The 22,795-nt window shown below is 70.5% G+C and carries 19 protein-coding genes; 7 read left to right on the top strand and 12 right to left on the bottom strand.

The annotated features are described in order from the left end of the window. Nucleotides 1-28 precede the first annotated feature (28 nt). Nucleotides 29-418, bottom strand: a complete 390-nt coding sequence (locus tag F8S09_RS10230) for a GNAT family N-acetyltransferase (RefSeq protein WP_152871393.1) — start codon at nt 416-418, stop codon at nt 29-31. Then, nucleotides 415-1,605 carry a glycine C-acetyltransferase gene (locus F8S09_RS10225; protein WP_152871392.1) on the bottom strand — a complete coding sequence of 397 codons (1,191 nt, stop codon included), beginning with the start codon at nt 1,603-1,605 and terminating at the stop codon, nt 415-417. Before F8S09_RS10225 ends, F8S09_RS10230 begins: the two co-directional genes overlap by 4 nt. Before the next feature lie 105 nt (nt 1,606-1,710). Between F8S09_RS10225 and F8S09_RS10220 the strand changes: the two genes are divergently transcribed. From F8S09_RS10220 to pta, 6 genes are all read left to right on the top strand, one after another. Beyond that, the gene (locus F8S09_RS10220) at nt 1,711-2,454 is read left to right on the top strand and encodes a roadblock/LC7 domain-containing protein (RefSeq protein WP_152871391.1); all 744 of its coding nucleotides are present in this window, start codon (nt 1,711-1,713) and stop codon (nt 2,452-2,454) included. Beyond that, on the top strand, nt 2,451-4,004 hold the full coding sequence (locus F8S09_RS10215; protein WP_152871390.1) for a hypothetical protein: 1,554 nt from the start codon (nt 2,451-2,453) through the stop codon (nt 4,002-4,004). The genes F8S09_RS10220 and F8S09_RS10215 overlap by 4 nt, the downstream gene beginning before the upstream one ends. Next, nucleotides 4,001-5,995, top strand: coding sequence for a hypothetical protein (locus tag F8S09_RS10210; RefSeq protein ID WP_322618715.1), 1,995 nt, complete (start codon nt 4,001-4,003; stop codon nt 5,993-5,995). The genes F8S09_RS10215 and F8S09_RS10210 overlap by 4 nt, the downstream gene beginning before the upstream one ends. Nucleotides 5,996-6,025: 30 nt before the next feature. Then, nucleotides 6,026-6,469 carry a tRNA (adenosine(37)-N6)-threonylcarbamoyltransferase complex ATPase subunit type 1 TsaE gene (gene tsaE, locus F8S09_RS10205; protein WP_152871389.1) on the top strand — a complete coding sequence of 148 codons (444 nt, stop codon included), beginning with the start codon at nt 6,026-6,028 and terminating at the stop codon, nt 6,467-6,469. Nucleotides 6,470-6,550: 81 nt separating this feature from the next. Further along, nucleotides 6,551-7,738, top strand: a complete 1,188-nt coding sequence (locus tag F8S09_RS10200; protein WP_152871388.1) for an acetate kinase — start codon at nt 6,551-6,553, stop codon at nt 7,736-7,738. A gap of 58 nt (nt 7,739-7,796) precedes the next feature. Further along, nucleotides 7,797-9,914 (top strand): phosphate acetyltransferase, encoded by a 2,118-nt coding sequence (gene pta / locus F8S09_RS10195; protein WP_152871387.1) that lies wholly within the window; start codon nt 7,797-7,799, stop codon nt 9,912-9,914. 46 nt (nt 9,915-9,960) lie between these two features. On the opposite strand, the gene F8S09_RS10190 is transcribed toward pta, so the two are convergent. The 5 genes from F8S09_RS10190 to F8S09_RS10170 form a co-directional block, all read right to left on the bottom strand. Then, nucleotides 9,961-11,061 (bottom strand): LptF/LptG family permease, encoded by a 1,101-nt coding sequence (locus tag F8S09_RS10190; RefSeq protein WP_322618714.1) that lies wholly within the window; start codon nt 11,059-11,061, stop codon nt 9,961-9,963. Beyond that, on the bottom strand, nt 11,058-12,161 hold the full coding sequence (locus F8S09_RS10185; protein WP_322618713.1) for an LptF/LptG family permease: 1,104 nt from the start codon (nt 12,159-12,161) through the stop codon (nt 11,058-11,060). Before F8S09_RS10185 ends, F8S09_RS10190 begins: the two co-directional genes overlap by 4 nt. Before the next feature lie 172 nt (nt 12,162-12,333). Continuing rightward, complete coding sequence (gene ddrC, locus F8S09_RS10180) at nt 12,334-13,026, bottom strand: DNA damage response protein DdrC (protein ID WP_152871386.1); 693 nt, start codon at nt 13,024-13,026, stop codon at nt 12,334-12,336. A gap of 223 nt (nt 13,027-13,249) precedes the next feature. Beyond that, nucleotides 13,250-13,933: a tRNA (adenine(22)-N(1))-methyltransferase TrmK gene (locus F8S09_RS10175; protein WP_322618712.1), complete on the bottom strand. Its 684-nt coding sequence runs from the start codon at nt 13,931-13,933 to the stop codon at nt 13,250-13,252. Beyond that, the gene (locus F8S09_RS10170; protein WP_322618711.1) at nt 13,930-14,484 is read right to left on the bottom strand and encodes an MOSC domain-containing protein; all 555 of its coding nucleotides are present in this window, start codon (nt 14,482-14,484) and stop codon (nt 13,930-13,932) included. The genes F8S09_RS10175 and F8S09_RS10170 overlap by 4 nt, the downstream gene beginning before the upstream one ends. 178 nt (nt 14,485-14,662) lie before the next feature. On the opposite strand from F8S09_RS10170, the gene tyrS reads away from it, so the two are divergent. After that, nucleotides 14,663-15,898, top strand: coding sequence for a tyrosine--tRNA ligase (gene tyrS, locus F8S09_RS10165; RefSeq protein WP_194165306.1), 1,236 nt, complete (start codon nt 14,663-14,665; stop codon nt 15,896-15,898). Between the two features lie 130 nt (nt 15,899-16,028). On the opposite strand, the gene pyk is transcribed toward tyrS, so the two are convergent. From pyk to F8S09_RS10140, 5 genes are all read right to left on the bottom strand, one after another. Beyond that, on the bottom strand, nt 16,029-17,477 hold the full coding sequence (pyk, locus tag F8S09_RS10160; RefSeq protein ID WP_152871383.1) for a pyruvate kinase: 1,449 nt from the start codon (nt 17,475-17,477) through the stop codon (nt 16,029-16,031). A 103-nt stretch (nt 17,478-17,580) separates the two neighbouring features. Next, nucleotides 17,581-18,849: a phosphopyruvate hydratase gene (eno, locus tag F8S09_RS10155; protein ID WP_152871382.1), complete on the bottom strand. Its 1,269-nt coding sequence runs from the start codon at nt 18,847-18,849 to the stop codon at nt 17,581-17,583. Between the two features lie 147 nt (nt 18,850-18,996). Further along, the gene (dnaN, locus tag F8S09_RS10150; RefSeq protein ID WP_152871381.1) at nt 18,997-20,079 is read right to left on the bottom strand and encodes a DNA polymerase III subunit beta; all 1,083 of its coding nucleotides are present in this window, start codon (nt 20,077-20,079) and stop codon (nt 18,997-18,999) included. Nucleotides 20,080-20,461: 382 nt separating this feature from the next. Further along, nucleotides 20,462-21,838, bottom strand: a complete 1,377-nt coding sequence (gene dnaA, locus F8S09_RS10145; protein ID WP_322618757.1) for a chromosomal replication initiator protein DnaA — start codon at nt 21,836-21,838, stop codon at nt 20,462-20,464. Nucleotides 21,839-21,868: 30 nt separating this feature from the next. Continuing rightward, the gene (locus F8S09_RS10140) at nt 21,869-22,795 is read right to left on the bottom strand and encodes a mechanosensitive ion channel family protein (RefSeq protein WP_152871380.1); all 927 of its coding nucleotides are present in this window, start codon (nt 22,793-22,795) and stop codon (nt 21,869-21,871) included.

Below are 22,795 nucleotides of genomic sequence, written 5' to 3'. Positions count from 1 at the left end.
GGGATGATAGGGGGAGTGGGGCGGGACTTCAGGCCAGCCGCAGGAGCCCCGCCGCCGTGGGCCGGAAGCCGCAGGCCGCGTAGAACTCTGCCAGGTGAGGCTCGAAGTCCACGTGCAACCAGTGGGCACCCTCCACACAGGCCGCCTGCACCGCTTCCCACACCAGCCCGCTCCCGATGCCCCGCCGCTGAACGTCCGGGTGAACGGTCGTGTCCAGCAGGAAGGCGTGTGAGCCGCCGTCCCAGGCCACGTTGACGAAGCCGACGAGGCGTTCGCGGTCGTGCGCGGTCACCCAGGTCAGGCTGCGGGCGAGGATGCCCGGCCACCCGCTGCCGTCGTCCCGCCCACCCCAGGCTGCCTCGCGGAGCCCTCCAAGAGCAGCGAAGTCCACCGCCGCCCGAACGCGGTATTCGGTCAACCGCCGATGACGCCCAGCGCCCGTCCCACCCGTTCATAGGCCGCGAGCGCGTGCTCTAGGTCGTCCCGCGTGTGCTCGGCGGTCACGATGTTGCGGATACGGGCCTGACCGCGCGGCACGGTCGGAAAGCCCAGGCCGACCGCGAACACGCCCTCGTCGAGGAGGCGGCGGCTGGCCTCGAAGGCGGCTTCCGGCTCTCCGAACAGCACGGGCGTGATGGGCGTCTGGCTGCCCATCGTGTCGAAGCCCAGCCGGGCGAGTTCGGCCTTGAAGAAGCGGGTGTTGTCCCACAGCCGCTCCATGAAGGCGGGGTCGCGCTGCACGAGGTCCAGCGCCGCCGAGAGGGCGCCCACGACGGCGGGCGGATGCGCGGTGGAAAAGAGGTAGGGCCGCGCCCGGTTGATCAGGAGTTGCCGCAGGTCCGCGTGCCCCGCCGCGTAGCCGCCCACGACGCCCCAGGCCTTGCTGAGCGTGCCGACCTGAATCACGTCGTCCGCGTGCTCGTAGCCGAAGTGGTGCACCGTCCCGCGTCCAGCCTCGCCCAGCACGCCTGAGCCGTGCGCGTCGTCCACGTAGGTGACAGCGCCGTGCTTGCGGGCCACCTCGATCAATCGGTCGAGGGGCGCGATGTCGCCGTCCATGCTGAACACGCCGTCGGTCACGACCAGCTTCAGGCCGTCGGTGTCGTTCTCCGCCAGCACCCGGTCGAGGTCGTCGGGGTCGGCGTGCTTGTAGATCTTCTTGGTGGCCTTGGTCAGCCGCAGCCCGTCGATGATGCTGGCGTGGTTCAACTCGTCGCTGACCACCAGGTCGCCGGGCTGGAGCAGGGTGCCCAGCACGCCCTGGTTGGTGGTGAAGCCGCTCTGGAGCACCAGGGCACTGCCGGTGTGCTTGAACTCGGCAAGCTGGCGCTCGAAGTCCTCGTGGATGGTCAGCGTTCCGGCGATGGTCCGCACGGCCCCGGCCCCGGCGCCCCACTCGCGCAGGTACTCCCCCGCGCGGGCCTTGATCTCGGGGTGGTCGGCAAAGCCGAGGTAGTTGTTGGAGGCGAGGTTCACCACGTCCCGGCCGTCCACGCGGGTGCGGGCGCGGTTGGCGGTCTCGAGGACGCGGGGCGAGATCAGCAGGCCCTGCTCGCGCAGGCCCGCGAGTTCGCGGCTGAGGCGCTCGGAAAGGGTGAGGGTCATGCGGGGCAGTCTAGAGGGCGGCGCGGGCCGGGGACCGTGAGCCGGGGCGCGGGCACGAAGAAGAAAAGTGTAAGCCCCCCCCGCCTACACTCCCGGCAGGTTCTTATGACCAATGCCGTGTACACCCTTATCGTGCGTGCTCTGTCCGGCATCGTGTCCGACCGGGCCGCCGACACCATGCTGCGGGCCTCCCTGCGCGAGAGCGGCCTCAGCCCCGACACCGTGACGGCGGCGCAGATGCAGCAGGTGCTGCGCGGCCCCCTCCTCGCGCGGCTCTCCGGGCTGCTGCCCCCCGAACGTGCCCGCGCCGAGCTTCAGGCCCTCGCCGCCGAGGTGCAGGCCCGCTATCCCAAGGCGCCCACCCTCTTCCTGCCGCCCGCCGCCGCCTGGGACGAGAACAGCCCCGAGCAGGCCTGGACCGCACCCGCCTGGGAGGACACTGTGGAGACCAGCCTCAGCGCCGACGATTTCGAATTCGACGACCCCGAGTACGCCGCCCCAGCGGGCGGGCGCACCTACGCGCTGGACACGCCGGGGGGGCAGGAGGCCCTGATTCAGGACCTCGGGCGACTTCAGGGGGTGCAGGGCGTGCTGGTCTGCCGCGCCAACGGCGAGGTTCTGCGCGAGCGGGCGCTGCGCGGGGGCGGCGGGCTGGGCGGCGTGGTGGCCGCGACCGCCATGCTGTTTCAGGCCCGCTCGCTGCGGCTGATGTCGGCCGATATGGGCGACCGCACCGTCTGCATGCGCCCGCTGGGGGGCTACTGCGTGGCGGTCGTCGCCGGGGCCGGGGTTAACATCGGGCGGCTGCTCGCTGAACTTGGTCAGGTCGAGGCCGGAGCCGCCGCATGAGGCGGGCCGTACTGCTGGCCGCCCTGCTGGGCATGGGGGGCGCCTCTGCCCAGGACCTCGCCGCCTACCGCGAGTTGGTGGGCAGCCTCGACGCGGCAGCGGCTGCCCGTCCGCAGAGCGCCGAGCGTGCCCTGGCGCAACTCGACCGGGCCGGGGCCGCCCTGAACCGCCTGGCCCCCACCCTGGGCAACCCCCCGATGGTGGAGGGGCTGGAGGGAGCGCTGGGGCAGGCCCGCGCCGCGCTGGCCCGCACCCCGGCCGACCTCCAGGCCCAGGTGCTGCTCGCGCGGGGACTGGCGCGGGGAGCGCTGTACACCCAGACGCTGAATGGTCTGGGCGAGGGCACCCCCCCCGGCGCGGCCCAGGTGCGGCTGCTGGGCCAAGAATTCGGCCTGAGCGCCGCCGCAAGTCAGGCCCTGCGAAGCGACGCCGGGGCGGGCCGGGCCGAGCGGGTCGCGTGGCGGCTGCAACGGGCCGCGGCCGCCAAGGTCCGCGCCGCGCTGAACGAGGCCCGGCCCGAGCGCACCACGGCCTCCTACCTCGCGCTGGCGCGGGCGGCAGGCTGGTTTACCACCGTGCAGGAGGCTGGGGCCGGAAGCCTGCGGGCCGGGCAGTTCACGGAAGCGCTGACCCAGCTCACCGCCGGGGACCGGGCGGGCCTGACGGCCTCGCTGGCGGCCCTCCGGCAGGGCGGTACTGAGCTGACGCAGGCGCTGGCGACCCCTCCGGCGCTGACGGCCCCCGCACCCAGCACGCCAGAGCCGAGCGATCCGGCCTCGACTCCAGCACCCACTCCGACGGAGCCTCCCGTTCCGGCGGAAAGCCCTGCGCCCGCCACCGCTGCACCCTCCAGCGTGGATGCCGTGGGCCGCGCCTACGCCGCCCTGGGCCGTGCCCTGAGTGCCAGCGGCCACGGTGACCCGGTCACGGCCCGCGAGGAACTCGCCCGCGCCCGCACGGCGCTGGAGGCAGCGCCCGAGGCCCTGCGCACGGCGCCCAATTTCGAGGTCTACCTCGCGGACCTCGGCGCAGCGCAGGAGCGGCGCGGCCTGCGGCCCGACAGCGTGCAGGCCCTGATCTCGGGACTGGCCGGGCTGGAGCGCGGCTCGCTTCCGGCAGTGGACAGGGCCTCGCTCTCGGCGACGGGCACCTTCGGCGGGGGGCTGCGGGCGGGGCTGCTGCTGCTCGCGCTGCTCGCGCCCGTGCCGCTGTACCTGCTGAACCTCGCCTTTGGAGGGCGCAACCCCTTCTGGCGGGCGATCACGGCCGCGCTGGCGCTGCTGCTGCTGCCCACCTTCGTGGAGGGGGTGCTGGGGGCCGTGGGCTGGCTGGGCGACCTGATCGGGGTGGCCGCGCTGCGGGCGGCTCCGGCCTACTCGCCCTGGTCGTCGCCCTTTGGGCTGCCCCTCCGGGCGCTGCTCACGGCCGCCGCGCTGGGGCTGGCGACCTACGGCTTCCGGGGCCTGTGCGTGCAGTTCGGGTTGCTGGGGGGCCGCCGTGAGGCGACGCTCGCCCCCGCGCAGACCGTGGAGTGGGAGGAAGCCCTGTGAGCCCCGACACCGCCGCCCGTCAGGAACCCCTCCACCGCCTTCCCGTGCGGCTCCTGGGCGACCTCGTCTCGCCCCGCGCCCTGGAACGCATCCTGGCCGACGGGGCGCAGGCGCGGGGCAAGACGCCCGAAACGCTGGGGCCGGGCGACCTCGAGGACATCCTCAAGCGCGAGGTCTTCAAGCGGCTGCAACTCTCGGTGCCCGCCGCCCTGGCCAAGCGCCGCGTCTCGGAGGTCATCGGGGCGCTGATGGAGGCGGCTCCCAGTGCCCCCGCCGCGTCCTCCGGCGGGGACCTGAGCACGCTGGAGGAGGGCGCCCGGAGATTTACCCTCTACTTCGACTGGCCAGAAACCCAGCGCCTGCGCGGCATCCTGGGGGTCGCGCGGCAGCAGCAGGCAGCGGGCTCGGACCTCGGGCCGCTGATGCGCGAGGGGCAGGACCTGATCGCGCTGATGGAGCGCCGCCTCGAAGAAGGGCTGGTCGCGCAGGCGCAGGACCTCGCCGAACTGCGGGCCGCCTTCGGGCGCGTGCAGGGCATGGGCGGCAAGGACGTGCGGCGGCTCGAAAGCCTGATCGCCCAGGTCGAGGAGGCCCAGAAGGGCGGCGTCCTCCAGCCCGCCGAGGTCGAGCGGGCGCGGTCAATCACCTTCACCCTGCGGCGGCTGCTCGAATCATCGGTGGTGGAGGCCCTGCCCTCCGGCGAGGTGCCCGCGCCCGCAGACCCGGAAGCGCAGGCCCGCGTGCTCGCGCTGGAGCAGGAGCACGCCTCGCGGCAGCTCGCGGACCTCGCCCGCGATTCGGAGGCGCTGCGCCGCGCCCGCCCCAAGCTGGAGGCCCGCTTGCAGGCCCTCCGCGCCGAGGGGGCGGCCGGAACCCTGACCGCGCCCGCCGTGGACACCTGGCGGCGCGAGCTGGAGGAGGCCCGCGAGGCCGAACTCGCCCGGCAGCGCGGTGACCTCGCGGCGCTGGAGGGGGGCCTCGCGGCCCTGCCCCCCAGCCCGGCACTGGAGGAAGCGCGGCTGGCGCTGGACGTGGCCCGCCTGACCCTGGACGGCGGCGGCCTCGCCACCGACGAGCTGCGCGACCTGCACGCCACCCTCGACGCCCTTCAGGCGGCGCCCGAGGTGGCGGCCCGGCGCCTGGAACTCCAGCGCGACCTCGCGGAGCTGGAACGCGCGGCCCGCGACGTGCCCGGCGCCGCCGCCGAGCTGGCTCCCAGCCTCGCGGCGGCCCGTGAGGCTCTGGCACGCGGCGAGACGCCGGACGTGGCGGCTCTGTGGAGCGCCCTGGAACGCCGGATGGCCCAGGCCGCCCAGCAGCGCGAGGACTTCGACGCCCGCGCCGATCACGTCGTGCGCGAGTACGACACGGTGCGGCACCTCGCGGGCGAGACGACCCAGAAACTGGGACGGCTGGCCGACACCCTCCGCGCCCAGCGCCGCCTGGGGCCGATGTCCGAACTGGCCCGCGAACGTTACGCCCAAACCCTGACAGACGCCGAGGCCCTGCTCGCCGAGGCCCACGCCGAGTACGAGGCCGCCCAACAGGTCACCGCCAGCTTTGGCGCGGACGCCCTCAGCGGGTTGCTGGACGTGTTCGACTTTGGCGGCGGGGAGTCGGAAGCGCCCCTGGCCGTGCCAGAGCCTGTCCCGGCGACCCCGGCTGTTCCGGCCTTCACCCTCCCGGCGGGGCTGCTGGGGGGCACTCCGACCACTGAGGCGGCGGACCCGACCGGGGCCGAACTGCCCTACGACACCTGGCGGGTGCGGGGCGGTCAGCTTGTGGACGGTCCGGCCGACGCCGCCGCGCAGGGAGTCGCGGCTCTCCTCGGGCAGGCCGACGACCTCGGCGGGCTGACCCTGCGCCTGACCGACGACCGCGCCGCCTGGGCAGCCCGGCTGGAAGGCGGGGGCGTGTGGCGGCTGGCCCGTGGCCCCAACGCCGGGGCCATTGACGACCGGGTGGGCGGCTGGCTGGCCGGGTCGGACTGAGAGAGCGGGCCTCTCCCCTATCCTGCCCCCATGACGGAGTTGCCCCTGACCCCCGGCGAGTCCCGCCTGCTGCGCGGTGAAGGCGAGCAGCGGGCGCTGGGGGCCGCCCTCGCCCACGCGCTGCCGTCCGGCTCGGTCCTGTTTCTGGAAGGCGAGTTGGGGGCAGGCAAGACCACGCTCACGCAGGGGCTGGTGGAGGCCTACGGCTTCTCGGAGGGCGTGACCAGCCCCACCTACGCCCTGATGCACGTCTACCCCACCCCGGTCGGGCGGGTCCTGCATGTGGACGCCTACCGAGTGCGGGACGTGGCCGAGCTGTACGAGATGGACCTCGAAGACCTCGTCGCGGGCAGTCGCCTCAGCGTGGTCGAGTGGGGCGAGGGGCTGTACCCGGACTATCCGGCAGCCCCCGTGCTGCGGCTGGAGCATGTGGAGGGCGAGGTGGAGGTTCGGCGGGTGACGCGGGTGCGGTGAGAGTAGTTTCCGCAGGCTCAAGTCCGCAGCCTCAAGGAAGCCGGGACGCCCCCCCCTGCCGGTCTGGGCCAGAATGCCCCCATGTGGACCCTTGTCGTCAACTGCGGGTCGAGCAGCCTGAAGTTCGCGCTGCTGCGGCCAGACACCCCCGACGTGCCCCTCGCGGGACTGGCTGAACGGCTGGGCACCGACGCCGCCTCGGTGCGGGTGGACCGTGCCGGGGAGCGGGTCACGGTGCCGCTGCCCGGTGGGGGCTATCCCGAGGCTTTCGGGGTGGTGCTGGCCGAACTGGGCGCGTTGGACCTGCGCGAGCAGGTGGGCGCAGTGGGCCACCGGGTCGTTCACGGCGGCGACCTCTTCAGCGCCCCGGCCCTCCTCACGCCGGAGGTGTTAGACGCGGTGCGGGCCTGCGTGCCCCTCGCACCGCTGCACAACCCGGCCAATATTGCGGGGATCGAGGCGGCGCAGGCAGCCTTCGGGGACGTGCCGCATGTGGCCGTCTTTGACACCGCCTTTCACCAGACCATGCCGGAGGTCGCCTACCGCTACGCCGTGCCGGAAAGCTGGTACCGCCAGCACGGGGTGCGGCGCTACGGTTTCCACGGCACGAGTCACGCCTACGTCGCGGGCGAGGCGGCGAGGATGCTGGACAGACCGCTGGAAGACCTCAACCTCGTCACCGCGCACCTGGGCAACGGGGCGAGCGTGTGCGCGGTCGCGGGCGGACGCAGCGCCGACTCCAGCATGGGCCTGACCCCGCTGGAGGGGCTGGTCATGGGCACCCGCAGCGGCGACGTGGACCCCGGCCTGCACGACTTCATCGCGCGGGAGGCGGGCCTGAGCCTCACCCAGGTCACGGCGGCGCTGAACAAGGAGAGCGGGCTGCTGGGCCTCTCGGGGCTGAGCAACGACATGCGCGAGCTGGAGGAAGCCGCCGGGCGGGGCCATGCCGGGGCACGCCTCGCGGTGGAGGTCTTCGTGTACCGCCTCGCCAAAACGGTCGCGGGGATGGCGGTGGCCCTGGGACGCCTGGACGGGCTGGTCTTCACGGGCGGCATCGGGGAGAACAGCGCCGCCGTGCGCTCGGCCACCCTGGAGCGGCTGGGGCTGCTGGGCTTCCATTTGGACGCGGAGGCGAACGCAAGGGCCGTGCGCGGGCAGGGCGGCGTCATCACCACGCCGGAGAGCCTGCCCGCCCTCGTCGTGAACACGAACGAGGAACGGATGATCGCGCGGGAGACGGCGCAGCTCGTCGCGCGGGGCCTGTAGCGTAGAAGACGGGCCGCCCCGAGCCTTCACCCTCCCCCACCCCCCGAAGGAGCCTTCCATGCATACCCTCTTCGTCGCGCCCACCCGCAACGGCGTGGGCCTGAGCAGCACCGCCCTGGGCCTCGCCCGCGCCCTGGAACGGCAGGGCCTGCGGGTCGCCTTTCTCAAGCCCATCGCCCAGACGCACGAGACGGCGACCGACGACTCGGTGCACTTCGCCCGCACCCTCGCGCACCTCCAGCCGCCCACGCCCATTGCCCTCGCGCACGCCGAGGAGCAGCTCAGCCAGGGGGCGGAAGAGGACCTGATGGAGGAGGTCGTCGCCCTCTCGCGGCAGGCTGCCGGGGGACCGGGCGGGGCCGACGTGCTGATCGCGGAGGGGCTCGCGCTGAACGAGCGCAACACCTACGCCGGGGCACTGAACGCCAGTCTCGCCCGCAACCTGGAGGCCGACGTGGTCCTCGTTTCCAGCCTCGCCGGGGTCACGGCGGGGGCGCTCGCGGACGAGCTGGAAATCGCGGCGCAGAATTACCGCCGCTCGGACGGCTCGGGCCTCGCGGGGTACGTGCTGAACTTCGCGCCGCTGGGCCTGGACTTCGGCGGCCTGCTGGCCGAATTGCGGGTGCGGAGCCGGGTGCTGTCGGGCGGCGAGTTGCCGCTCCTCGGCGTGATCGCGCAGTCTCCGGCCCTGAGTGCGCCGCGCACCCTGGACGTGGCCCGGCATCTCGGGGCCGAGATCCTCAATGAGGGCGAGGCGGCCCAGCGCCGGGTCACGAGCACGGTGGTCACCGCCCGCACCGTCCCCAAGATGGCCGACGCGGGCCTCTTCGCGTCCGGGGCGCTGGTGGTCACGCCGGGCGACCGCGAGGACGTGGTCATGGCGGCGGCCCTCTCGCACCTCAGCGGGGTGCCGCTCGCGGGACTGCTGTACACCTCCGGGAGCAGCCCCGAACCCTCCATCGAGCGGCTGTGCCGCGCCGCGCTGACGAGTTCGCTCCCCGTGCTGCGGGTGGAGACGAACTCGTTCCACACGGCCTCGGCCCTCTCCCGGCTGGACCCCCGCGTGCCGCACGACGACCTGGAGCGGATGGAGCGCACGCTGGACTTCATCGCGGACCGCCTGGACACCGTGCCGCTCAGAAGCCGCCTGAAGACCCCGCAGGCGGAAGGCGACCGCCGGATGCCCCCCAGCGCCTTCCGCTACGAGCTGATTCAGCGGGCGCGGGCCGCGAACAAGCGCATCGTCCTGCCGGAGGGCGACGAGCCGCGCACCGTGCGGGCCGCCATTCGCTGTGTGGAGAAGGGCATCGCCCGCCCCGTGCTCCTCGCCAACCCCGAGCGGGTGCGGCAGGTCGCGGAGGGGCAGGGCCTCACCGTCCCCGAGGGGCTGGAGGTCGTGGACCCCGAGAGCGTGCGGCGGCAGTACGTGGAACCGATGGTGGACCTCCGCAAGCACAAGGGGCTGACCGCGCCCCAGGCCGAGGGGGAGCTGGAAGACACGGTGGTGCTGGGCACCATGATGCTCGCGCTGGACGAGGTGGACGGGCTGGTCTCCGGCGCGGTCCACACCACCGCCAACACGGTGCGCCCGGCGCTGCAACTCATCAAGACGGCCCCCGGCTCGTCGCTGGTGTCGTCCATCTTCTTCATGCTGATGCCTGAGCAGGTGCTGGTGTACGGCGACGCGGCGATCAACCCCAACCCGAATGCCGAGGAACTCGCGGACATCGCCATCCAGTCCGCCGACAGTGCGCGGGCCTTCGGGATTCCGCCGCGCGTCGCCATGCTCAGCTACTCCACGGGCGAGAGCGGCGAGGGCGCCGACGTGGAGAAGGTCAAGGAGGCCACCCGCCTCGTGCGCGAGCGCCGTCCCGACCTCCCGGTGGACGGCCCCCTCCAGTACGACGCCGCGTCCGTCCTGAGCGTGGGCCGCCAGAAGGCCCCGAACAGCCCCGTCGCGGGCCGCGCGACCGTGTTCATCTTTCCCGACCTCAACACCGGGAACACGACCTACAAGGCCGTGCAGCGCTCGGCGGGCGTGGTCGCCGTCGGGCCGATGCTTCAGGGCCTGCGCAAGCCCGTCAACGACCTCTCGCGGGGGGCGCTGGTGGATGACATCGTGTACACGATTGCGCTGACGGCGATTCAGGCGACGCAGGTGGGGAGCGGGGCGTAGTCCGTGGGGAATGGAGCGTGCGAGGAGGTTCTGCCGCGCTCCGCCCCTACCTCCGGCTCGCCCGCCACAGCAGCGCCACTCCCGCCAGCACCGCGATCACGTCCGGCGCGGCGGCGGCGAGCAGGGGCGGCACCGCGCCGTTCTCGCCCATCACCTTGAACACGCTCCAGGTGGCGTAGTAGGCGAAGGTCAGCAGCAGCGCCCACACCAGCCCCAGGTTCAGGCCGCTGCGGAAGGTGTACACGGCGAGGCTCACCGCGAAAAAGGCCAGGGCGAGCGCCGCCAGCGGCTCGCTGAACTTGCGGTACAGCGCCGTGAAGTCGGCGGGCGCGGGCACGTTCTGGGCGCGGTAGGCCCCGGTGCGGGCCAGCAGCTCGGGCAGCGGCAGGTAAAAGGGGGCCAGCGCCGCCCCCGAGCCGTCAAAGCTCGCCTGCACGTCCTGCACGGGCAGGGTGCCCTGGGCGAAGGAGAGGACCGTCACGGGCCGTCCGTTCTCGAAGGTGACGCGGCGACCCTCTGTTAACTCCAGCACGTTGCTGCCGGGGCGCAAGCGGCCCTCACGGGCTGTGATGACCTCGCGGGGGGGCAGCCCGGCCTGCATGGTCACGATGCGCAGGTCGCGCAGCTCGCCGCCCGGCAATGCTTCCCCCACGCTGATCGCCCGGTTCAGCGCGTCGCGCAGCACCAGCCCCGGCTGACCGGGGTCCCCCAGGCCGATCACGCGGGGATTGTCCAGCACGATCTCACGCTGCACGCTCTGGGCCTGCACGCGGGCGCGGGTGACCACCAGTTCGTTGATCGCAAAGGCCCCCAGCGTGACCACCGCCGCCAGCGTCAGCACGGGCCGGAAGAGGCGCGAGGCCGGGACCCCGCTCGCCAGCGCCGCCTTGATCTCCGAGTCGGCGGCGAGGCGCGACAGGCCCAGCAGGGTGGCGAACATCAGCGCGATGGGCAGGCCCAGCGCGACCGCCTCGGGGATGTTCAGCGCCACCAGCCGCGCCACGAGCAGGCCGCTGGCCCCCTTGGCGAGCAGCGGCGCGATGACCTCCTCGAGCAGCAGCAGCAAGAGCAGCAGGATGATCGCCAGCAGCGCCCCGACGAGGGGGGGCAGGATTTCCTGGATCACGTAGCGCTCAAAGCGCTTCACCGCAGTCTCCAGGACAGCACGCCCGCCACCAGCAGGAAGAACAGGTTGGGCAGCCACGCCGCCAGGGTGGGCGGCAGCGCCCCCACCCGCGCGAGTTGCGGCGCGGTCGCCCACAGCGCGTAGAAGAGGGCCACGAAGACCACCACCGCCGCAAAGGCTGCCGCCCGGTTACGCAGCAGCAGCCCCAGCGCCCCCGCCGCCAGCGCGAAAATCACCGCTGTGAGGGGATCGGCCACCCGCGCGGCAAGCTGGTGGGCGTCCACCCGGCGCTCCTCCGGGGTGCCCTCGCCGCTCGCCAGCCGTGCCCGCAGCTCGGGAGTGCTGACCTGCTGGGCGGGAGGAGCCGGGGGCCGGGGTTGATCGGTCTGCCGGAAGACCAGGGGACCGGGCGCGGGCTGCGGGTCCTCGCCGGGGCGGGTGATCCACGCGCCCGTGACTGTCCAGGTCTGCGCGGCGGTGTCCCAGGTGCCGCCCGTGGCCGTGATCGTCTCGTCGCCGCGCTGCACCAGCACGCCCTCCAGCGAGGCGACCGGGCCGCCCGCACTGTTTACGACCCGTCCGGCATAAAAGAGGCCATCTTCGGAGGCATAGGTGTAGTTATCCTGGGTCGGCGTGGGCTGCGGGCCGCCGTAGATCGTGTACCACGCGGCGTCGAAGCGGGCCAATCCCGCCGGGGCCACGTACCCCGCGTTCCAGTAGGCCAGCGCCGCCACCAGCACGAAGGGCAGCGCGAGCGGCCACACCAGCGAGAGGGGCCGCACCCCCCCCGCCGCCGCCGCCTTGAGTTCGCTGTCGCCCTGCATCCGCCCAAAGGCCAGCAGCACCGCAAAGGGCACCGAGAGCACCAGCGCCTCGTTGAGCGTGTTGGGCGCCAGCGCCCCGAAGACCCCCAGCGCCTGCCCTGGCGTGGCCCCATAGGTCAGGAAGGCCCCGACACTCGTGCTCAGGATGTCGGTCAGCCGCAGGATCAGGAACAGTGCCACACCCGCCGCGTACCAGCGCAGCACCTCCGAGAGCACCGCGCGGTTCAGGGTCCGGGGCAGCCCTCCCCCGCGCCGGGCCGGGGCCACCCGCCGGGTGCCGGGGACGGGCCGGGTCACGCTGCCTCCTGGCAGGGGGCGACTGGGGCGGGAAGGGGGCGCGGGCGCGGCACGCGCGGCATTCTAGACCAGTGCCCCCACGCCATCTGCCCCACCTCAATGAGAACACGCGCCCCCTGGGAGGGACGCGCTGGGGGGGGGAAGAGAGGGAGGGCGACGTGGGCCGAGCGCCCTAGCTCGCGCGGGGCGAGTCGCGCCACAGGTCGCGCTCGCGCCGGGCGACCCCCTCGTGGACGCGCAGGATGGCCTCGTTGCCGTGGGCACCCGCCTCGGCGATGGCGCGGGCGGTGGCGGTGTCGAGGTAGGCGAGGCGCAGCAGCTCGTCGCTGCGCAGGCCATCGCGGGTCTGCCGCACGCCCCGCTCGCGGCGGATGGTGGCCGAGTCGGTGCCCAGCACGCTGCGGTTGCTGATGGAGCCGAGCTGACCGTACACCCGGCCCTCGCCGCCGTGTCGGGCGACCGTGCTCATCAGCTCGCGGCGGGCGTCGGTGCTTTCCAGCCGGGCGGCCAGCCAGCGCCGGGCCTCGGGGTTGGCGTTGCGCTCGGCGATCTCGGCGGCCAGGCGCACGTCGCCGGTCAGCGCACGGGCCAGCAACGTCTGTGCCCGCTTGCGCCAGCGCCGCGCTTCGGGGGTGTTCAGGACGAAGGCGAGCCGGGCAAACTCGCCCGCATCCAGGGTGGCTTCTGGCCCCGCGCCGAAGTCGCGCTCGGGGCTTTCGAGGTCGTACTCGGTCGCAAAGGTCGCCCAATCTGCGGGCATCGGAAGGCCCAGCGCGAGCAGGGCGGTGGCGGCATGCAGCAGGCCGTCCGCGCTGGCGGGCAGCCGATGCGTGCCGAATTCCAGGGTATGAGGAACGGTCTTCATGCGAATATCTTAGCACATTTTCTGTTTAAAACATAATTTGAGAGTGCGCGGCTGCATATCCGGCTGCACTGTGAGTCGAGCGGAGCCAACCGCCGGAGAGCCGAAAACAACTTTCGGCGAGGGGCCTCCGGGCACGCGACGCCCAGACTGACCTGCCGGGTCTTGACGCCGCCTGTATACCGGGCTATAGTTCTCAGCATCACCGCCCGAGAAGGCGGCTTTTTTATTGCCCGTTTCCGCCCAGGACTTCCAGTGCTGCCTGTGCCGTCTCCAATTCGGTCTGGGCGGTGCGGCCAGGGGCGGCGAGCGGTGTCAGGCGCACCACATCGGCCCAGACCTGGCGGCGCAGCACGGGGGAGCCCTCCCGCAGCAGGTGGGGGCCGTAGCGCAGGGCGGCGGCGAGGGGCAGGCCCGCGTAGGCCGGGTCTTCTCCCCCAGCCTGCTCCAGCCGCAGCACCGGGTAGGGCCAGTACCCCGGAATCAGGCGCTCGGCCCGCAGGTGGTAGCCGTGTTCCCGCGCCCAGACCCGAATGGGGGCGGGCGAATCGTTGGGCTGGAGGACCAGCGCGGGCGGCCGCCGTTCTCCCGCCCGGCGCAGGATGCCCGCGATGGTGCCCGCGCCCATTCCGGTCACGCTGGCGCTCTCCACCTCGCCAGGGGCCAGGGGGTCAAAGCCATCGCCTTCCCGCACCTCCAGCACCCCCTCCAGCCGTGCCCTCACCACGTTGCGCCGGGCGAGCGCCAGGGGACCAGGATTGAGTTCCACGATCACGCCGCGCCCGATGCGCCCCTCCCAGATCAGGCGGATGGGGAGGTGGGCGTGGTCCGAGCCGATATCGGCGTGCGTGTCAGCGCAAATGAGCGACAGGACCGCCTCCAACCGGGCATCCAGCGGGGGGTGGCTCACAGCGGCGTCACCACGTCGCCCACCCGAATCACGCGGCCCTGAATCACCCGCGCCGTCAGGCCGCCGTGCCCGCGTACCGCGTTGTAGCCGCCTTCCCCCAGCGTCTCCTCCATCCGCGAGCAGGGGTGGCACTCCCCGGTGCCCTCCAGCACGACCTCGCCTACCCGGAAGCGGGCTTCCTTGAGGGCCAGCAGGGGAATCCCGCTCACGACGAGGTTGCGGCGCAGTTGCTCGGGCGTGGCCGTCTCCAGGCCCGCGAGAGAGGCGATCACGGGCAGGTGCTCGGCCTGAATCAGCGTGACCTGCCGCCGTCCGGGGCCACCGGGGATCGGAGCAGCGTTGGCGGGGGCGGCCTCCTCACCCGGCTCGCCGCTCAGCGCCCGCAGCCGGGGCGGGGCCACCTTGCCGTGGTCCCCGATCAGGCCGACGAGGGGGTGCACTTCTGCTTCGGACACGCTCCGCACCGGGGCGCGGCGGGCCTCCCGCAGCCCGATCCACTCCAGGCGACCGGGGCGGGGAAAGGTGGCCCGCAGCTCGTGGATCGTCTTCACGGGGGACAGACTACGGGAGGCCGCGCGGCTTGCTATGCTGCGCCGCATGAGGCGTCTGACCCGACGTGCATATCCGCCCCGCCGCTAGGGTGGGAGGGTCAGCTACAGCCTGAAATCCAACCCCGAGGCGGCGCACCTGCGACAGAGCATGTGCGCCGCCCTTTCTTTTGGAGTCCCCATGAATGACATCCGCCGCAACCTCTCCGTAGACGAACAGCTCGCCGTCCTGAAACGCGGCGTCGTGGACCTCGTGACCGAGGACGACCTGCGCCGCAAGCTCACCCGCAGCCTGGAGACGGGCACGCCCCTGCGCGTCAAGCTCGGCGCCGACCCCACCCGGCCCGACCTGCACCTCGGGCACGCGGTCATCCTGCGCAAGATGCGGCAGTTTCAGGACCTCGGGCACCGGGTCATCATGCTGATCGGGGACTTCACTGCCATGATCGGCGACCCCTCCGGCAAGTCCAAGACGCGCCCGCCGCTGACGCTGGAGGACACCCGCGCCAACGCCCAGAGCTACCTGGACCAGTGCAAGCTGATCCTGCGCGACGACCCGGAGGTGCTGGAGCTGCGCTTCAACGGCGAATGGCTGGAGCCGATGGGGTACGCCGACGTGATCCGGCTGGCGAGCCGCTACACGGTGGCCCGCATTCTGGAGCGCGACGACTTCACGAAGCGGCTCAACGCGGGCACGCCCATCAGCGTCCACGAACTCCTCTACCCGCTCACCCAGGGCTACGACTCGGTGGCGCTGCGGGCAGATGTGGAACTCGGCGGCACCGACCAACTGTTCAACAACCTGGTGGGCCGCGCCCTGCAACGCGACTACGACCAGGAACCGCAGGTCGTGATGACCCTGCCGCTCCTCGTGGGGCTGGACGGCACCGAGAAGATGTCCAAGAGCCTGGACAACTACATCGGCCTGACCGACGAGCCGCACGCCATGTTCGCCGGGCTGATGAAGGTGCCCGACCCCCTGCTGGAAAACTACTTCACCCTGCTGACCGATCTGCCACAAGAACGAATTGCCGAACTGCTCGCCGGGCACCCCGTCGCCGCCCACCGCGAACTCGCCCGCGAGGTGATGCGCTGGCTGCACCCTGAGGCCGATCTGGACGCCGCCGAGGCCCGCTTCAAGGCGGTGGCGAAGGGCGCGATTCCCGACGACATCCCCAGCGTGCCCGTGCCCGCTGACCTCGCGGGCGATGAGGGACGCTACAGCGCGGTGCGGTTGGCCGTCCTCGCAGGGCTGGAACCCAGCAACGGCGCCGCCAAGAAGCTGATCCAGAACCGGGGCCTGAAGCTGGACGGCGAGACACTGACCGACCCGCAGGCGACCGTCGAGCTTCCGGCTGGGGGCGTGGTCTTCCAGAAGGGCAAGGACCGTTTCGTGCGGGTGGTGCCGCAAGGCTAGGCCGCAAGGGCCAGCCGTCCCGAGTTATCCACACCCTCCCTGTGGATAAACCCGCTCCCTGTGGATAAAAACCCCGCTCGCCCCTGACTTCAGCTTGACAGGGGCAGCGGGATGAAAGTGGGGTGAAGGTTTAAACGCGGTCGCTCAGGTCCTCTTCGCGCAGCCGCTCCACACGGAGCATGTTGGTGGTGCCGCGCACACCGAAGGGCACGCCCGCCGTGATCACGTAGCGGTCGCCCACGTCGGCCAGACCGCTCTTTTTGAGCTCGTCGTTGGCGATGCGGACCATGTCGTCGGTGTTGTGGGGGTCCTCGCTGAGCATGGGCGAGACGCCCCAGGTCAGGGCGAGCTGGTTGCGGGTCTGCTCGTTGGGGGTCAGGGCCAGGATCGCCACGCGGGGCCGGTACTTGGCGATGCGGGTCGCCGCCCCACCAGTACTGGTAAACGCCACGATGGCCGGGGCCTCCAGCTTTTCGCCGATGGAGCAGGCCGCGTAGGCGATGGAGTCCTGCGCGAGTTCGGTCTCCACGACCATCTGGCGCTGAAGCATCTCGTAGTGCTCACTGCTCTCGGCCTCGCGGGCGATGCGGTCCATCATGGCGACGGCTTCGACCGGATACTGTCCCGCCGCCGACTCCGCCGAGAGCATCACGGCGTCGGTGCCGTCGTAGATCGCGTTCGCCACGTCCGACGCCTCGGCGCGGGTGGGGCGCGGCAGGCCGATCATGCTCTCGAGCATCTGGGTCGCGGTGATCACGGGCTTCCCGGCCTCGCGGCACAGGCGGATCAGGCGTTTCTGGATGGTGGGCACCTGCTCGGGCCGCATCTCCACCCCAAGGTCCCCGCGGGCCACCATGATGCCGTCTACCTCACGCAGGATGTCCTCGAAACGCTCGACCGCCTGCGGCTTCTCGATCTTCGCCATCAGCTTGGCGCGGCTGCCAAAGCGGGCGAGGTAATGCCGGGCGAGCAGCAGGTCATCCCGCGAGCGCACGAACGAGAGCGCCACCCAGTCCACCCCCAGCCCGGCTCCGAATTCCATGTCCTGCACGTCTTTCTCGGTCAGGGCAGGCACCGAGAGGTCGGCGCCGGGCACGTTGATCCCTTTGTTGTTCTTCAGGACGCCGCCGACCAGGACGGTGGTCTGGATGTCCTGACCGCGCACATGCTCCACCCTCAGGGAAAGGTTGCCGTCGTCGAGCAGCAGGATCAGGCCCGGATACACGTCCTGCGCCAGGCCCTTGTAGGTGCTGCCGACCCGTTCCTCGTCGCCCTCCACGTCGTCCATCGTGATCGTGAAGCGCTGTCCGGTTTCCAGCGTGACCTGTCCTTCCCGGAAGCGGGCCACCCGGATCTTGGGGCCTTGCAGGTCTTGCAGGATGCCGATGGTCAGCCCGCGCTGGGCGGCGAGTTCGCGCACCATCTGCACCGTCTGGCGGTGGTCTTCAGGGTCGCCGTGGCTGAAGTTCATGCGGACCACGTTCAGCCCCGTGTCCATCATCCGCCCCAGCGTCTGCGGATTGCGGCTCGCCGGGCCGATGGTGGCGACGATCTTGGTGGCTCTGTCGAAGTGTTTCATGGGTGCCTGCTTTCTGGCCTGGAAGCCCTTCCAGAGGGTGGAGCGTCGGGGGATCAGGTCTCAGGAAGTGCCCTCCCTGAACGCCTGATCCCCAGAACCGGACTTACCTCAGCGCCTTGCGGCCGAGGTAGACGGCCGAGCTTCCGAGCGCGTCCTCGATCCGCAGCAGCTGGTTGTATTTGGCGATGCGGTCCGATCTGGAGGCCGAACCCGTCTTGATCTGCCCGGCGTTGGTGGCGACGGCGAGGTCGGCGATGAAGGCGTCTTCCGACTCGCCGGAGCGGTGGCTGATGATGGTCCCGTAGCGGCTGCGCTTGGCAAGTTCGATGGCGTCCATCGACTCGGTGAGGCTGCCGATCTGGTTGACCTTGACCAGAATCGCGTTGCCCACGCCCGTCTCGATCCCCCGCGCAAGGCGCTCGGGATTGGTCACAAACAGGTCGTCCCCGACAAGCTGCACCTGGTCCCCGATCTCCGTGGTGAGCTGCTGCCAGCCGTCCCAGTCGTCTTCCGCGAGGCCATCCTCGATGGAGACGATGGGATAACGTCCCGCCCAGTCCGCCCAGAAATCCACCATCTCGGCGGTGGAGAGGGTCCGCCCCTCGCTCTCCAGGTGGTACTGGCCCTCCTTGTACAGCTCGGTCACGGCCGGATCGAGCGCGATGGCGATGTCCTTGCCCGGCTCGTAGCCCGCCTTCTCGATGGCTTCCAGCAGGACCTGCAGGGCTTCCTCGTTGCTCTTCAGGTCGGGGGCGAAACCGCCCTCGTCACCCACGTTGGTGTTGTAGCCGCGCGAGGAGAGGACCTTTTTGAGCGTGTGGAAGGTCTCGGCGCCGTAACGCAGGGCCTCGCGGAAGGTCGGTGCCCCGACAGGCATCACCATAAATTCCTGAAAGTCCACCGAGTTGTCGGCGTGTGCCCCGCCGTTGATCAGGTTCATCATCGGGACCGGAAGCGTCTTGGCGTTGCTGCCGCCCAGGTAGCGATACAGGGGCACGTCCAGCTCATTGGCCGCCGCCCGCGCCGTGGCGAGGCTGACCGCCAGGATCGCGTTGCCCCCCATCCGGCCCTTGTTGGGGGTGCCGTCCACCGCCATCAGCGCGGCGTCCACGGCCCCCTGCTCGGAGGCGTCGAGGCCGACCACGGCCGGGCCGAGGGCCTCGTTCACGTTCTGCACGGCCTTGAGCACGCCCTTGCCGCCGTAACGCTCGCCGCCGTCGCGCAGTTCGAGCGCCTCATGGGTTCCCGTGCTGGCTCCCGAGGGCACGATGGCGCGGCCGGAAAAGCCGCTGTCGAGATGCACTTCGGCTTCCACCGTCGGGTTGCCGCGCGAGTCGAGCACTTCACGGGCGATCACTTTCTCGATGTTCATGCTGGGACCTCCTGGCCTGCATCCTGACCTGCACTGCCCCCGTGGGGGAATGTGTATCGCTGACACTATACGGGGAGCGGGTTGACTGACTCGGGCGGAGGGAAGGGACGGCAGAGGGAATGCCCCGTGCTGCCCCGCAGAGGCCCCTCAGACGCGCAGCGTGACCATGACCGCCATGTACCCGCCTCCCCCGCTCGCGCGAAAGATGGCGGGGCTCGTGGAGCCCGAGAAGAGAAGTTCGGCCTCCCCCTCGATCGGCCCCAGGGCATCGAGGACATGCCGGGCGTTGAAGGCGAGGCTCATGGCGGGTTCCATGCCCCCCTGCACCACGTCGAGGGTGTCCTGGGCACGGCCGTAGTCCCCCTCGGCGGCCAGGCGCAACTTGCCCTCGGAAACGAGGAACTCGACCCGGTTGTTCGCGTTCTTGTCGGCCAGTACGGCCACGCGGCTGACTGCCTCTTTCAGCGCGGTGGCGGGCAGGGTTACCTGAAGGCGGATGTCTTTGGGAATCACCCGCTCGTAATCGGGAAATTCGCCGTCGAGCAGCTTGAGGTTCATCCGCACCCGCTCGGTGGTCACGCTGAGCATGCCCTCGCCGTAGGTGAAGCGGGCCTCTCCGTCCCTCAGCACCCGGATCAGCTCGTCGGCGCTGCGGGCGGGGATGATCAGGTTGCGCCCGTCCCCGTTGGCGGGAAAATCACGCAGGGCGACCCGGTACCCGTCCGAGGCGACCACGCGGGCCGACTCCCCCCGGTGCTCCAGCTTGATGCCCCGGAAGACCGCCTGAAACGCCTCGTTGCTCGCCGCGTAGCGCACGCTGCCCAGCGCCCGCGACAGCTCGGCGGCGTCAAGGCTCACGTCGGCGTGGGTCGGGAACGACAGCGGCGGATAGGCGTCAAAGTCCCCAATCTGGAGCTTGAAATCGCTGCCGCCCGCCCGCACCGCGAGTTCGTTGCCCGCAAGTTCCAGTTCGACGAGTTCGCCCCCCAGGTTCCGCACGATCTGCGCGAACAGGTGCGCGGGCACGACGAGGTTTTGCGGCTCCTGCACCTCGGCGGGCACGAAGCACGACAGGTCGATTTCGAGGTTGGTCCCGCTGAGGGTCAGGCCCTCGGCGCTCGCCTCGACCTTGAGGGACGTGAGCAGCGGATTGCTGCTGCGGCTGGGAATGACCCGTTCGAGGAGACTCAGACCTTCACTGAGAATCTTTTTGGTGACGTGTGCTCTCATCTTCCACCTTTCCCCCTGGAGGGGTCTATCTTTTTCTGTCTTCTAGAAATTAATAAATTAGTAGTAGTAGTAGTAGGGCCTGTGGATAATGTGGAAAACTCACCTCGGACCGCGCCCAGCGCGGAAAAGTTATCCACAGGCGGGTTGTGGAAAACTCGAAAAGCTGTGGATAACCTGTGGATAACTCGGGGGGTTTTCCACAGCCCCTTTTCGCCTGTGGATAACTACTCTACTTATCCACAATTTTATCCACAGAAAAGGGCGACTTATCCACAGGTTTTGGAGGTTATCCACAACCTTGTCCACAGATCGTGAAAGCTCGCACACCCTTTTGGAACGGAATTTGGAACTTATTTGCCCTGTGACGTAACTAATCATGAGATTACGCCCCTTCTCGCTCATCTTCCACATCATTGAGTTGGCCCCGCAGGGTCTGCACGGCGGCCGTCAGCTCCAGGTCTTTGCCCATCTGTTCGGTCACCTTGGAGACGGCGTGCATGACGGTGGAATGGTCGCGGCCGAAGAACTGCCCAATCTCCGGGAGCGAGTGTCCGGTCAAGTCCCGCACGAGGTACATGGCAACCTGCCGGGGCACGACGACCTCTCGGGCGCGGCCCGAGCCCCGTATCTGGTCGGGCGAGAGGCCGAAGTGGGCAGCCGTTGCCTTGAGCACGTCGATCATCTCGACCTTGACCTCCTGCGGCGCGAAGACGTTGCTGAGGGCCTTGGCCGCCACCACGCGCGACAGGGGCACATTGTTGAGGCTGGCATAGGCGACCACCCGCACGAGGGCGCCTTCCAGTTCGCGGATGTTGCTGGTGACCTGCCGCGCGATCAGCTCCAGCACTTCTTGTGGGATAACCGTGTGGCTCTGCTCGGCATTCATCTTCAGGATCGCCACCCGCGTCTCAAACTCGGGAGACTGGATGTCGGTGATCAGGCCCCACTCGAAGCGGCTGCGTAACCGGCCTTCCAGCGTCTGAATGTCCTTGGGAGGCCGGTCCGAACTCAGGATGATCTGCTTGTGGTTCTCGTAGAGCGCGTTGAATGTGTGGAAAAACTCTTCTTGCGTGCGCTCCTTCCCGGCCAGAAACTGGATGTCGTCGACGAGCAGCAGGTCCACCGAACGGTAGCGGTTGCGAAACTGCGTCATCTTGTCTTCGCGGATCGCGTTGATCAGGTCGTTGGTAAACGACTCGGTGGAGACATATTCGATGCGCTTGTCGGGGAATCTCTCGGCCATGTAGTGCCCCACCGCGTGCATCAGGTGGGTCTTGCCCAGGCCCACGTCCCCGTAGATAAAGAGGGGATTGTACGCCTTGCCGGGCGACTCGGCGACCGCGAGCGCCGCCGCGTGCGCGAGGTTGTTGTTGGGGCCGACCACGAAGTTCTCGAAGGTGTACTTGGGGTTCAGCGACTTGCGGTTTTCGGCGGGGGCGGGGTCCGGTGCCGCGCGTCCGGCCGGGCCGGGGCGCGGCGGGGGCGGGTCCTCGGGAAGGATCATCGCCTCCTGCACGGCGGGGAGCACCTGAAAGGTGACCTGCGGATTTTCCGCGCCCAGGTCGCGCAGGGCGTCTTCGAGCAGCACCTGGTACTGCCGCCGCACGTACTCCTGCGCGAAAGAGTTGCGGACCCCCAGCACCAGCGAGCCGCCCTGCACGCCCAGATTCTTCATGGGCGCGAACCAGGTGTGGTACTCGACTTCCGAGATGTTTTTGCGGACGTACCCCAGCACGTCCGCCCAGATTTCCTGCGTGATAAGGCGCACCTCCCCCTCGAGCCTGGCCGCTCAGTCTTGCGCGGCCAGCATACCACTGGCCTCCCCGGCCCCTCCCTCCACCTGCACGCGCAGGGGGCGGCCGGGCACCCCTTCCAGGGCGACCCCCGGCGGCGGCGCGAGGTTCACGCCCGCCTCCCGCAGCCGGGCGTGGACAGCGGTGAGCACCTCGTCGGTGGTGGCAGTCACCTCGCGGCGCTGGGTGGGACTGACCCAGTAGCGCAGGCTGAGGGTCAGGCCGCCGGAGTTCAGGTCGGTCAGCACCACGCTGGGGGGCGGGTCCTCGGCGAGGTCCGGCACCCCCCGCGCGGCCCCCACCAGCAGCGTCCGCGCCTGCTCCAGGTCCGTGCCGTGGGGCAGCGTCAGGGGTAGGCTCACGCTCCGCTTCTCGAAGGCGGTGTTCACCGTCACCCGCCCGGTAAACAGGTCGCTGTTGGGAATCACCACCTTGCGGTTGTCGTAGGTGCGGACGACCGTGGCCCGCACCTGAATGTCCTCTACCGTGCCCTCGGTCGCGCCGCTGATAATCTGGTCCCCGATGCGGAACGGCCGCGTAATCAGGATCAGCAACCCCGCGAGCAGGTTCTGGAAGATGTCCTTGAACGCGAAGCCGATGGCGACGCTGGTAAAGCCCAGCGTGCCGAAGAGCGTGGCGGCGTTGAGGGTGGGAAAGATGATCGTCGCGGCGACCAGCACGCCCACCGCCAGCACCACGACCTCCACGACCTGCCCCAGCGCCCGCCCTACGTAGGGCGACTGCCCCGCTCGCCGCAGCACCCGTTTCAGCAGACCCACCAGCACCCGCGACAGCAGCCAGAACAGCCCGAAGACCAGCAGCGCCACCACGATGTTGGGCAGCGCCGCGACCAGGCTGCGGGCGATGCCGACGGCCCGCTCCCACACCAGCGTCAGGCCGGGACTGAGGCCGCCCACACTCAC

This window comes from Deinococcus terrestris (genome assembly GCF_009377345.1).
In the GTDB taxonomy this organism is placed as follows: Bacteria; Deinococcota; Deinococci; order Deinococcales; family Deinococcaceae; genus Deinococcus; species Deinococcus terrestris.
This window is presented reverse-complemented; position numbering and strand designations above follow the sequence as displayed.